Source organism: Flavobacterium limnosediminis JC2902 (assembly GCF_000498535.1).
GTDB lineage: Bacteria > Bacteroidota > Bacteroidia > Flavobacteriales > Flavobacteriaceae > Flavobacterium > Flavobacterium limnosediminis.
Map to the genome: position 1 here is coordinate 348,152 of NZ_AVGG01000002.1, position 13,133 is coordinate 361,284.

General features: G+C 39.9%; 12 protein-coding genes. 5 read left to right on the top strand and 7 right to left on the bottom strand.

What is annotated here, in order from left to right; all coding sequences use genetic code 11:
- Window positions 1-35: 35 nt before the first annotated feature.
- The 7 genes from clpP to FLJC2902T_RS04370 all read right to left on the bottom strand — a co-directional run bounded on the left by clpP (window position 36) and on the right by FLJC2902T_RS04370 (window position 7,213).
- Window positions 36-695 carry an ATP-dependent Clp endopeptidase proteolytic subunit ClpP gene (clpP, locus tag FLJC2902T_RS04340; RefSeq protein ID WP_023575501.1) on the bottom strand — a complete coding sequence of 220 codons (660 nt, stop codon included), beginning with the start codon at window positions 693-695 and terminating at the stop codon, window positions 36-38.
- 83 nt (window positions 696-778) lie between these two features.
- Window positions 779-2,104 carry a trigger factor gene (tig, locus tag FLJC2902T_RS04345; protein ID WP_023578557.1) on the bottom strand — a complete coding sequence of 442 codons (1,326 nt, stop codon included), beginning with the start codon at window positions 2,102-2,104 and terminating at the stop codon, window positions 779-781.
- A gap of 206 nt (window positions 2,105-2,310) precedes the next feature.
- Window positions 2,311-2,652, bottom strand: coding sequence for a phage holin family protein (locus FLJC2902T_RS04350; protein ID WP_023578558.1), 342 nt, complete (start codon window positions 2,650-2,652; stop codon window positions 2,311-2,313).
- Window positions 2,653-2,721: 69 nt separating this feature from the next.
- Window positions 2,722-4,329 (bottom strand): SGNH/GDSL hydrolase family protein, encoded by a 1,608-nt coding sequence (locus tag FLJC2902T_RS04355; RefSeq protein WP_023578559.1) that lies wholly within the window; start codon window positions 4,327-4,329, stop codon window positions 2,722-2,724.
- 17 nt (window positions 4,330-4,346) lie between these two features.
- Window positions 4,347-5,591, bottom strand: coding sequence for an OmpP1/FadL family transporter (locus FLJC2902T_RS04360; RefSeq protein ID WP_035677123.1), 1,245 nt, complete (start codon window positions 5,589-5,591; stop codon window positions 4,347-4,349).
- A gap of 135 nt (window positions 5,592-5,726) precedes the next feature.
- Complete coding sequence (locus tag FLJC2902T_RS04365) at window positions 5,727-6,500, bottom strand: alpha/beta fold hydrolase (RefSeq protein WP_035677126.1); 774 nt, start codon at window positions 6,498-6,500, stop codon at window positions 5,727-5,729.
- On the bottom strand, window positions 6,500-7,213 hold the full coding sequence (locus FLJC2902T_RS04370; protein WP_023578562.1) for a pyridoxine 5'-phosphate synthase: 714 nt from the start codon (window positions 7,211-7,213) through the stop codon (window positions 6,500-6,502). The genes FLJC2902T_RS04365 and FLJC2902T_RS04370 overlap by 1 nt, the downstream gene beginning before the upstream one ends.
- A 93-nt stretch (window positions 7,214-7,306) precedes the next feature.
- On the opposite strand from FLJC2902T_RS04370, the gene FLJC2902T_RS04375 reads away from it, so the two are divergent.
- The 5 genes from FLJC2902T_RS04375 to bamA all read left to right on the top strand — a co-directional run bounded on the left by FLJC2902T_RS04375 (window position 7,307) and on the right by bamA (window position 13,121).
- Complete coding sequence (locus tag FLJC2902T_RS04375; protein ID WP_023578563.1) at window positions 7,307-7,966, top strand: CBS domain-containing protein; 660 nt, start codon at window positions 7,307-7,309, stop codon at window positions 7,964-7,966.
- Window positions 7,967-7,981: 15 nt separating this feature from the next.
- Window positions 7,982-8,866 (top strand): NAD kinase, encoded by an 885-nt coding sequence (locus FLJC2902T_RS04380; RefSeq protein ID WP_023578564.1) that lies wholly within the window; start codon window positions 7,982-7,984, stop codon window positions 8,864-8,866.
- A gap of 152 nt (window positions 8,867-9,018) precedes the next feature.
- Complete coding sequence (porG, locus tag FLJC2902T_RS04385; RefSeq protein WP_023578565.1) at window positions 9,019-9,702, top strand: type IX secretion system protein PorG; 684 nt, start codon at window positions 9,019-9,021, stop codon at window positions 9,700-9,702.
- A 1-nt stretch (window position 9,703) separates the two neighbouring features.
- Window positions 9,704-10,444 (top strand): isoprenyl transferase, encoded by a 741-nt coding sequence (locus tag FLJC2902T_RS04390; protein ID WP_023578566.1) that lies wholly within the window; start codon window positions 9,704-9,706, stop codon window positions 10,442-10,444.
- A complete protein-coding gene (gene bamA / locus FLJC2902T_RS04395) occupies window positions 10,377-13,121 on the top strand; it encodes an outer membrane protein assembly factor BamA (protein WP_035677129.1) in 2,745 nt (914 codons plus the stop codon). The genes FLJC2902T_RS04390 and bamA overlap by 68 nt, the downstream gene beginning before the upstream one ends.
- Window positions 13,122-13,133: the final 12 nt, after the last annotated feature.

Consider the following 13,133-nt stretch of genomic DNA (forward strand, 5'->3'; position numbering starts at 1 on the left):
GACTTTACCACCTTTAACTTTTGACTCTCATTAATTTAACTTCTTCTCAATACTTCATCAATCATACCGTATTCTTTCGCCTCATCGGCTTTCATCCAGTAATCTCTTTCACTGTCCTTAAACACTTTATCGTACGGCTGTTTCGAATGTTTCGAAATGATCTCATACAATTCCTCTTTCAGCTTCAACATCTCTCTCAGATTGATTTCCATATCCGTTGCAACACCCTGAGCCCCTCCTGAAGGCTGATGAATCATCACACGGGAATGCGGTAACGCCGAACGTTTTCCTTCAGCCCCAGCGCACAATAAAACCGCACCCATCGAAGCCGCCATTCCTGTACAGATGGTCGCCACATCCGGTTTCACAAACTGCATGGTATCGTAAATTCCCAAACCGGCATACACGCTTCCGCCCGGGGAATTGATATAAATGCTGATATCTTTTGAAGCATCCACACTTTCAAGGAATAACAACTGTGCCTGAATAATATTAGCCACATAATCATCCACACCGGTTCCCATAAAAATGATCCTGTCCATCATCAAACGTGAGAACACATCCATGGAGGCCACATTTAACTGACGTTCTTCAATAATATACGGAGTCATGCTTCCTACGATTTTATCGTAATACATACTGTTTACTCCGTGATGCTTCGTGGCATATTTTTTAAATTCTTTTCCGTAGTTCATAGGGGTATATTTAGTTTGTAAGATTAAAAAAAGCGTCAAACAAAATGTCTGACGCTCAAATATACTTATTTTTTTAAGAAAAATTATTCTCCGTACATTTCTTTAATAAAGTCTTGATAAGAAACTTCTTTTGCCTTAGCCGAAACTTTTTCTTTAAACAGATTCACCATCTTCTCACTCATGATTTGTTCCGAAAGACGTTTAACCTCTTCTTGGTTTGACAATACTCTTGCCACGATACCATCAACATCAGCATCTGTAGGGTTCATTTGACCGAACTGTGCCATTTGTTTTTTGATCAGTTCCGCAGTATATCCTTTTAATTCTTCAAAAGTTGTCTGCAAATTGTTTTCCACAATCACTTTTCCTTCGATTAACTGATAACGCAATCCGTTTTCTGATTTTGCGTATTCTTCTTCAGCCTGCTCCGGAGTTAATGGGTTTTCGCCAACCGTTTGAATCCATTTTTTAAGGAACGTTGCCGGTAATTCGAATTTTGTGCTTTCGATTAAGAACTCGGTAACATCGTTTAAGAATTTCTGATCGGCTTGTGTAGCGAATTGCTGCTCTGCATCTTCTTTGATTTTCGCTTTCACTTCTTCAACAGAAGTTACATTTCCTTCTCCGAATAATTTATCGAACAACTCTTGATTTAATTCTGCTTTTTCAGAAGTGTTAATTTCTTCGATAGTGAAGTTTACTTCGATATCCAAACCGTGAACAGCATCATGATCTACTTTCAGATAGTCCATTAATTTGTGATCGTCATCAAAAAGACCTTTTGTTCCCAAAGTCACTACATCACCAACTTTTTTACCAATGAATTTCTTAACATCCGTTTTTCTTTTGAAAATATCAAGGTTGATAGTAACCGGGTTGTTGATTCCGTTTTCTTCATTAGAGAATGTTCCGCTGATATCGTCACCTTCTTCAACTTTCTCTTTAGAAATCATTTTCCCGTATTGTTTTTGAATACGCTCCACTTGCTCGTCCAACATTTTATCGTCGGCAACAATGGTATATTTCGTGATTTTATTTTTTGCAGCTAAATCCACTTTGAATTCCGGAGCCAAACCTAATTCGAATTCGAATTTATAGTTATCGGTATCCCAATTGAAATCTTCTGTCATTTTAGGAAGCGGATTCCCAAGAATATCCAATTTCTCTTCTACAAGATAGTTATTCAATGAATTTTGCAACAATTTGTTAACTTCATCCAAAAGAACCGCTTTACCGTATTGTTTCTGAATTAAACTCATTGGCACAGCTCCTTTTCTAAACCCAGGAATACTGGCATTTTTACGGTAACCTGCTAAAACTTTTTCAACCTGACCTGCATAATCTTCTTTAGTAACCTCAACAGTTACAATCGCATTTAATGCATCTACATTGCTTCTTGTAATATTCATTATTTTGATTTTTTACATACTAAAATTGGGTTGCAAAATTATATATTTTTTACAACCCAACCAAGTTTTTAACCTATTGTATTTCATTCGATTATAATTATTTGCTTTTCCGCAGTCCGAAGACACTCAAAAACCGACAAATATCTGCACTGTTTTCACAAAACATGGACCAGTTCTTAACAACCGGAAAAGCAATTCCTCCGAACTTAATCCTTCACAAACAGATTCAAAACCCACTGACTTACTGACAATACCACACTGAATACTAGCGCATTCAAAAACGTATCCACTGTAAATTCATCAATCAGGTAATCCGCCAGCAATACCATTCCGGCATTGATAATCAAAAGAAACAGACCCAATGTAAATAGTGTAATCGGCAAGGTAAAGAAAACCAAAACGGGTTTTAAAAACGTATTGAGCAATCCCAATACCACCGCAACTATCAATGCGGCTTTTATGGTCGCCAAGTGAATTCCCGGAAGAAAATACGACAAAACCACAATCAGAACAGTTGTCAGCAAAAGCCGGACAAGTAAATTTTTCATGATAACATTTTTTTTGCAAAAGTAAAAAAGCGCTGAAAAATCAGCGCTTTTTTTAAAACTATATTTTTTTTAGTTGGAACCCAATACGGTTACACCAGGGAAACCGCCCACTTCGTAAATTGGCAATTTCGCTTTATAATGCGAATTAATCACCTTGATGATTTCATTAGCAATCACCGCATATCCTCTTGGATTTGGATGCACTCCATCCAATGAGAACAATACTGTACTAAGATTAGAGGCACCTGCAAAATAATCCGCCGTGTAAATCTGACCGTCTTCCAATCGCAATCCGTTTACTAAGCGATTCATAATTGCATTCATATCCGCAACAGCTAAATTTTGGGCAGCCGCGATAGATTTAATTGTATTATTGTAAGACGCCGTAGCATTCGCAATGGCTGTTTTCTCCGTTGGAATTAAGATGTGTTTATCTTCTAACGGATAAGTGATACCGTATTTATCCAATGGAGCAGGAACCCCTACAGGAGCTGTTCCGATAGCCAATCTCGTAGTCAAAAGAACTAAATCCTGAGAAGTAGCCTGTCTTGCCTGACCGAATACCTGACCGTAAAATGCAGCTGTAGCCGCACCAAGTGTTGGTGTAAATGCCGCTGTTAATTGGGCTGATAAATTCGTTAACGATTCGTCTTTAATCAACAACGGATTACTGGCTGTTGTAGACAATAAGTTAATTCTGTTTCCGGCTCCAAAAACAGTTAAAGCCTGTTTTAACGGACCGTACAACTGGGCATTTAAAGCATTGATAGTCGCCTCACCCACAGCATCATTCCCTTGTCCAAGTACTGATTTAGTCAATGGATTATATGGAACTGTTGTAAAGAAAGGTATAGAAGTAACACTTGGAATTGTAGCAACAACTCCTTTAGCTCCATTTGATGTTAATCCTGTAATCGGGCCCAACACCGGGTGTGTACCTCCGTTAACAATTAGATTATAAGTTCCTGCAAAAACCTGAGGATCCGTAATATCATTTCCGCCATAAGTCGACGGATCAAAATTTCCGGTTTGGTCTACCCCGATCCCACCGGAAGTCGCATAAGACAACACATCGTTGGATCCAATCCAGTTGGTGAAGAACGTCGGATTTTTAGACATCGCATCCCCCAAAACAGTCGCATTGGCACTTGTAGCATGTCTTACAAAATAAGGATTTGCCGTCCCTAAAGCCACACCGCCAAGATTACCGTAACCCGGTGTTAGCAAATGAAATGATTTTGCCCCAGGAACTCCCATATTATTATAAGCAGTAGCCTGAAGATTTGAAACTTCAACAGTTGGCGTTCCAACTATAGGTTCAGGCCCTCCGGCAGCAAAATCGATAACCAATCGTGTTCCTCCTATCTGGACTCCGCCCAACATCAAACCTCCCAGATTATTAACATCATCAGCAAAGGAAGGTTGTGTAAACGCACCCCCTCCAACAATTGCAAATTTTTGCGCTAAAAGGTTAGGATAAGAATATGCCTGACCTCCGCGGAAAACCGTTCCATCCATGTAACCGGCAGTTAAGGAATTCCCGACTGCCACATACGAAGAGAAATCAGCCTCTCCGGCTGAGTAGGACGCATCATTAACTTCTGTCTCAAATTCAGGCTCACAAGAAGCAAGACCCAAAGCTGCTATTACAGCAATATATATATATTTATTTTTCATCTCGATTTTATTTTAAATTAGAAGCTATACGTTAAACCAACACCTGGAGAAAAAACAGTCGATTTGTAAGTACCTCCAAACGGAATTGTCTGACCATTTTCCTGATAATGATCGTAAGACGCGTCAACCTCATCAAAATGCAAGTATAAGAAAGATGCATCAACTCCTAATTTCTTATTGATCTGGTATGTTAAACCTCCCGTATACCCCATAGAATCGTTACGAGGTGTTTCCGGAGCAAAATAACCCGAAGAAATTGGGCTTTCGTCTTTATACCAACCTGCTCTGAATGTAAATTTATCAGTGGCTTTGTACTGGGTTCCTACACGGTATGTATTTGTATCGTGGTAGTTTCTCGGGTTTACCGAAGTTGGCACGCTGTTATCGAAATCAACATTCAAAGACTCATAAGCACGCCACATGGTTCTGTTGTAATCGAAAGCGATCATCCACTTATCGGTCACATTAAATGATAATCCTGCCGTTAATTCAGCCGGCAATGGCAAATCGGCATTGAAAGTGGTAGTTGAATATGTCCCTTGAGCAAAAGCCGGAACATCATTAAAAGTAGCATCACCACCTCGGGCTTCCATAATGATTTCGGAACGGTAGTTCACCCCTAAGCGAATTTCTTTACATGGATTAAACATGAATCCGGCCGTATATCCCCAAGCCGTGATTCCTTTGGCTTCCAAATTCACATCGGTTCGGTTTTCGGCCTCATTTGCCAAGCTTCTGTTTAAATTTCTGTCAAACGATACGGAACCAGTTACGTAAATCGGCCCACCACCAATAGCAAACTCATCGCTTACTTTCAATGAAATGGTTGGCTGAATGTAAATTGCCTGCAAATCAATATTATTCACAAGATGAGAGCCCTGCCAGTCGCGATCCCACTCCACTTCACTTCCATACGGGGTGTAGACTGCAATACCGGCTGACAACCAATTATTTATCTTATAAGAAGCGTACACATTAAAAGGCGTCCCCATGTTGTCAGTTGAATTCTGCCAGTTATACGTTTCATTCTGGAATTTTGTTTTTGCAAAAAGAGCGTTTGCTCCCACTGAAGCATTGAACTTATCTTCCAGGAAAGACATTCCAGCAGGATTGAAAAACATAACTTCAGCACTGTTTACAACGGCCACACCCGTGTGACCCATCGCAAGCTGTTTTTGCCCCTGTAAACTCACACGGTATCCACCTGCAAACGCAGATGTACCCGCCAGAGCCAATAATGTCATAGATAATAGTTTTCTCATAGTGTTAAAAAGTGTTAGTTTTTATCATTTTTTTTCAAATGATGAATCCAAATTTATAACAAAATATGGATTTTACAATTTTTTTAAGAAAAATGTTATGCACTCATACTACTTTAACAACCCTATTACCAAAAATCATTCGGATTTCAACAGAAAATCCAAAACCGCATCATAAAAATCCTTTGGATTCTCCGCATGCAGCCAGTGGCCGGCATTTTTAATCGTTACTATTTCTGCATCTGAAAAATGATGTCTTATGGTCTCAAAATCGGCATCTAAAATATAATCGGATTTATCTCCGCGAAGAAACAAAGTGGGTTTTTCATAATGATTTTCGAACGGCAAGGCATTACCGATGGTTTCAATCTTCCTATTGAAGACATCGAGATTAAACCTGAAACCCAACTGGCCCGGCGTAACCCAATACAGGCTTTTCAGGAGAAACTGGCGCGTTCCGGAGTCTTTTATAAATTGCGAAACCGTTTCTTCCACTTCTGCCCGGCTTGGCTGTGCTGAGAAATCCACGGCATTCAAACCAGCTAATATTGTCTGATGATGTGGCGCGTAGTATTTCGGACCAATATCGGCCACTATGAGTTTCTCGACTTTCTCAGGATAGCTTGTCGCGAAAAGCATCGCAATCTTCCCTCCCATCGAATGTCCCAAAAGACATATCTTGTCCAATTGATGCAGTTTGCAGTAGTCGCACACATCCTGCGCCATTATTTCATAGGTGAAATCTTCAGAATGCTGACTTTTCCCGTGGTTGCGCATATCAAGCATATGCACCTGAAATCCTTGTTGCGCAAACTGGCTACCCAAGGTTTTCCAGTTGTCGGACATTCCTAAAAAACCATGAATAATCAATAGTGGCTTTCCTTCGCCTTCAATTCGTGAGTGTAATTCCATTATTTTAAGCGTTGCAGATACATATTAACAACATTTTCCAATCCAAGATAAAGCGATTCCGAAATTAAGGCGTGCCCAATCGAAACTTCCAAAAGTCCCGGAATGTTCTCTTTAAAGAATTTAATATTATCCAGACTCAAATCGTGCCCGGCATTGATCCCTAAGCCCAATTCATTTGCTAGAACAGCGGATGCCGTGTACGGTTCAATTCCTTTCTTATTCCCCAAGCCGTACTGATGCGCGAAAGCCTCGGTATACAATTCGATGCGATCCGTTCCGGTTTCCTTCGCCCCTTCAATCATTTCCAAAACCGGATCGACAAAAATGGAAGTACGGATGCCGTTGCTTTTAAATTCGGTGATGACCTCTTTTAAATAAGCTTGGTTTTTTACCGTATCCCAACCCGCATTGGAAGTCAATGCCCCAATCGCATCGGGAACCAATGTTACCTGCGTAGGCTTGCATTCCAAAACCAGATCAATAAAATTATGCTGCGGATTTCCTTCAATATTATATTCCGTATAAACTACAGAAACCAAATCCCTGGCATCCTGATACCGAATATGTCTTTCGTCCGGTCGCGGATGTACGGTTATACCTTCAGCCCCGAAACGCTGAATATCGGTTGCAACCTGAAGTAGATTAGGCACATTGCCCCCGCGGGAATTTCGCAATGTGGCTATTTTATTTATGTTTACGGATAATTTTGTCATGCTAAAACGATTTTCCCACAAAAATACAAAGTAAAATTAAGGTAGAATGTCCTAATTTTTGATTATTTTGCAGTCGATTTCGATATTTACACTATGACTGAAATTAGCGAATACATCAACAAAGAGGTCGATCCGATCCATATTGAGGATTCGATCGAATCGGTTCAGGACTTATTCCTTGAATTTCCTTACAGCCATTTTCCGGTTTTGGAGGACGGTGTATATATTGGTTGCGCGAGTGCGGATGATGTGGAACTTCTGGATAGTGACCGAAAGATTGGCGAGTTCCGCTATACTTTTGAGCGCTTTTTCGCCAGAGACACGATGATTTGGCTGGATGTTTTGGAAATTTTCGCCAAGAACGAAACCAATGTGGTTCCCATTCTCGACAAGACCAACGCTTACATTGGCTACTATGAAATTGCCGATGTGATAAAATGCTTTCACGAAACCCCTTTTCTAAAAGAAGACGGCGGTATTCTTGTTGTGGAGAAAGGCATCAAGGATTACAGCATGGCTGAGATTGCGCAAATCGTGGAAAACAACAACGCCAGACTGCTGGGTCTTTTCATTTCTCATTCCGATTTGGAAAAAATACAGGTCACTTTAAAGTTAAGCCTTGGAGGAATGAACGAAATCATCCAGACGTTTCGACGTTACAATTATGAAATCATCAGCGAACATCAGGAAGACGCTTATCTGAACAACCTGAAGGACAGATCGGATTATCTTGACAAATATTTAAACATCTAATCAGCATACCATTCCATGAAGTTAGCGATTTACGGACAAACTTACCAGCAAAACACCAAAGACATCATCGACAGAATTTTGGCGGTTACCCAAAAAAACAACGCTGAAGTGGTTTTCGAAGCTAATTATCATGCCATCTTATCCGAGAACAACGTTTTCGAAAAAGAAATGCTGACTTTTTCAAGCCATACGGAACTTAACGACGGTTATGATTTTTTTATCAGCATCGGCGGTGACGGCACCATGCTTCGCGCGACTACTTTCGTAAAAAGCAAAAACATCCCCATTGTAGGAATTAATGCCGGACGTCTGGGTTTTCTGGCGAATGTTCAGCAGGAATCAATAGAAAAACTACTCCCCTTTTTATTTGAAGGCAACTACAAAGTTTCGGAAAGAACATTGCTGAGCCTGGAATGCTATCCCGATCCCTGCGACATTTATGATCTGAATTTTGCCCTAAACGAAATAACCGTTTCCCGTAAAAACACCACTTCGATGATTACCATCGAAACCTGTCTGAACGGTGAATACCTCACTTCCTTTTGGGCGGACGGACTGATTATTTCAACACCAACAGGTTCAACCGGATACAATTTAAGCTGCGGAGGCCCGGTCATCACACCCGAATCGAAATGCCTTGTAATTACCCCCATAGCGCCACACAATCTGAATGTTCGACCATTAGTAATTTGCGACGAAACCGAGATAAAACTCAAAGTTTCAGGCCGTGAACCTCAATTTCTGGTTTCATTGGATTCTGGAACAAAAGCGATTGACAACGAAAATGAAATTCACATAAAAAAAGCGCCATTTACCATCAATATGGTAGATTTTCCCGAAGAAGGTTTCTTAAAAACACTCCGAAACAAACTTCTTTGGGGAGAAGACAAACGCAATTAAGAGAATTTCAACCTGGCATTTATACTACAAAGCCCACAAATCCCGTTAGGTAAAGATTAATTTAAGTTTTATTACTTTTAACTTCGTGAAAATGCTGCAATAAGGATGGTTTAGAAATCAATATTGTTATATTTGCACACTATTTTAACAAAATGAAGAGAATCTTTACAGCAATATTCTTTCTTCTGCTCTGCACACAAACCAAGGCACAAATCAATGAATTGGGTGTCTTTCTGGGCGGAAGCAACTACATTGGAGATGTAGGTCCGACGACATATATTGCTCCAAAGGATTTCAGCTTCGGAATTTTGTACAAATGGAACCGAAGTGTGCGACATGCTTATCGCTTTTCGTACACTCAGGGAAAAATATCATCCAACGACTCGGATTCGGATGTACCGGCAAGAATGAAACGCGGCTACAGTTTTGAAAATGAGATTAAGGAACTTTCGGCGGGACTGGAATTTAATTTTTTCGATTTCGATTTACACGACAGCGGCTTTTTGATTACGCCTTACGTACATACGGGACTGACTGTTTTTCGCTATGATGAACTCTATGTGCTGAACGGGGAGACAAAAATCGACGAAAGCAAATATTCCTTTGCCATTCCGATGACTTTGGGGATAAAAACACGGATTACGGATAACTTTATAATAGGATTGGAAAGCAGCGTAAAATATAGTTTCACGGATAATTTGGATGGAAGCAATCCTGAAAATCCGGAATACACCGCTTTACAATTTGGAAATTTAAACAGCAATGACTGGTACGTTTTCACAGGAGTAACACTAACGTATACTTTTGGACAAAACCCTTGTTTTTGCGCAGAATAAGATGAGTTTACAGGAGAATATCAATAAGGACAATTTACCCAAACACCTGGCCATAATCATGGACGGCAACGGTCGTTGGGCAAAACAAAAAGGAATGCTTCGTGCTTTTGGTCACGAAAGCGGAACAAAATCGGTTCGCGTAGTGGTTGAAACCTGCGCAAAACTGGGCATAGAAAACCTGACCCTTTATGCCTTTTCGACTGAAAACTGGAACCGTCCGAAACTTGAGGTGGACACCCTGATGAAACTTTTGATTTCTTCCCTGAAAGGAGAATTGAAAACCCTTGTAAAAAACGACATCCGCTTAAATTCCATCGGAAATCTGGAAAACCTTCCTGCTTCGGTAAAAAAGGAATTACTCGAAGTAATCGAAAAAACAAAAAACAACAAAAGAATGACTTTAACGCTGGCGTTAAGCTACGGCTCCCGTGAGGAAATACTAACGGCTGTCCGAAAAATAAGCGATAAAGTTAAAAATAATATAATTTCAGCGACTGATATTGATGAATCGATTATTAATCAGCATCTTTACACGCATAATCTACCCGACGTGGATTTAGTAATCAGAACCAGTGGTGAGCACCGTATCAGCAACTTTTTGCTGTGGCAGATCGCTTACGCCGAGTTCTATTTTACTGATGTGTTATGGCCTGACTTTAGAGAAAAAGATTTATATGACGCGATTATCAGTTATCAAAAAAGAGAACGAAGATTTGGAAAAACAAGTGAACAAATTAAATAACTCAAAAATGTTTCAGAAAACTATAAAATTAGTTTTTTCAATTATATTTTTAGGAAGTATTTCCACCGTAAACGCCCAAGAAAGCAACATCCCGGAAGCAGGAAAAAAATACGTTCTTGCCAACGTTGATGTTACCGGTAAGATAACTTACAATCAGCAAACCGTTGTTACCTTTTCCGGTCTGGAAAAAGGACAAATAATCACCGTTCCCGGAGACGAAATCAGCAGTGCCATCAAGAAATTGTGGAAACTGGGGCTTTTCAATGACATTAACTTTTATGTGAATAAAATCCAAAACGACAGTATCTTCCTTGAACTGAACATCAATGAATTACCAAAACTTAACGAGGTTAAATTTAAAGGTGTAAAAAAAGGAAAAGTAGAGGAATTAACTAAAGACACCGATCTTAAAAAAGACAAGGTAGTTAACGAAAACCTACTGACAACGACTAAAAATTACATCGAAAACAAATACAAAAAAGACGGTTTTTACAACACGAAAGTTTCCATCAACACCATCCCTGATTCTACCGAAAACAGGGTAAACATGGTCGTTAATATTGATCGCGGAAAAAAAGTAAAAATCAGAACTATTGACTTCTCAGGAAACTCTCAGCTAAAAACAGGAGAACTTAAAAGCGCATTATCCAATACTAAAGAAAAGAGCCTGATCAATCCTTTCCGTATTTTCAAATCCTCCAAGTTCATCAAAGACAAATACAATGAAGACCTTATTGCGGTTGTGGACAAATACAAAGAAAACGGATATCGTGACGCAAGAATTACCAGTGAAACGGTTACTTACAACGACAAAAAAAACACCGTAGACATTAAAATCAACCTCGAAGAGGGTAAAAAATATTATTTCGGTGACATCCGCTATTTGGGGAATACCGTATACAACACCCAATACTTAGAACAAATCTTAGGCATCAAAAAGGGTGATGTGTATAACGGTAAATTGCTTCAGGAACGAATCGCCGACAAATCAAAACCTGATGGTAATGACCTTACCAATGAATACCAGAACAACGGTTATCTGTTCTCCAACATAAATGCAGTAGAGGTAAAAACAGCAAACGACACCATCGATTTCGAAATTCGTATTACAGAAGGACCAATCGCTTACTTCAACAAAGTAACCGTTACAGGAAACGACAAAACAAACGACCACGTAATTTACCGCGAACTACGCACCAAACCGGGCGACAAATGGAGCAAAGAGAACCTTATGCGAAGTCTTCGCGAATTAGGACAATTAGGCTACTTTGACCCCGAAGCTCTTAAACCGGATATCAAACCAAACGGTGCAGACGGAACTGTAGACATCAATTACAACGTGGTTGAAAAAGGATCCAGCCAGGTAGAATTACAAGGTGGGTATGGCGGAGGAGGTTTCATAGGAACGTTGGGACTTTCCTTTAACAACTTCTCTATAAGAAACATATTTAACAAAGAAGCCTACAATCCACTTCCAATGGGAGATGGCCAGAAAATGGCATTGCGCTTACAGGGGAGCAGCTATTTCCAGACATACAGTTTATCATTCACCGAACCGTGGTTTGGAGGTAAAAAACCAGTGAGTTTTTCAACCTCATTATCACATAGTAAACAATACTTATACAATTACTCTACCCGTGATGTAACCAGAGAACAAAGTTTTACAATTTCTTCCATTTCAGTAGGAATGGCAAAAAGGCTGAAAGTTCCGGATGATTATTTTATTTTATCGCAATCCGTAGCTTACCAGTACTATAATCTGAATAATTATTTCACCGGTCTTTTTACTTTTGGTAATGGTGATTCACGAAACTTGACTTATACTATCGGACTTACAAGAAGCAGTAAAGGACTTAACCCGATTTACCCAACCTATGGTTCAGAATTTTCCCTTACCGGCAAATTCACCCTTCCATATTCACTATTTAATGGTGTAGATTACGGAAATTTAGGTAATTTAGAGGAAAACAAAATGGTTAGCCAACCAGGCGACGGACTTCCTCCGGGAACCTATTTGGATGAAGATGGAAATCCGATTTATGAAAGTGATGGAATGACCCCTTCAACTGATTACACGCAAGCTGCAGCAGATCCGGCTAAAGTCGATCAGGTACGTTTTAACTGGCTGGAATATTATAAAATTAAATTTAAGGCAGATTGGTATACCAAAGTATATGATAAATTTGTTTTACGCACCTTAGGAGAATTCGGATTTCTTGGTGCATACAATCAGGAAAGAGGCTTAGTACCTTTCGAACGATTTTATCTGGGTGGTGATGGACTGGCAAACTTCTCTATGGACGGCCGCGAGGTAATTCAGTTGAGAGGTTATCCGAATCAGTCATTAGCCCCTATCATTGAAGAAGGCCCGAAAAAAGGACAACAGATTGGAGCGACGGTATACAATAAATTCTCATTGGAATTGCGTTATCCGATAACGTTGGCTCAGTCGGCCTCAATTTACGCCCTCACCTTTGCGGAAGCAGGTGCATCCTTCGATTCGTTTAAGAACTACAGTCCGTTCTCATTAAAACGATCCGCAGGATTTGGTTTAAGAGTATTTATGCCTGCCTTTGGTTTATTGGGTATTGATTTTGCTCACGGATTCGACGCCGTTCCGGGAGAAACCCAAAAAAGCGGATGGCAAACCCATTTCATCATTGGCCAACAATTCTAAAGTTTGGCATGA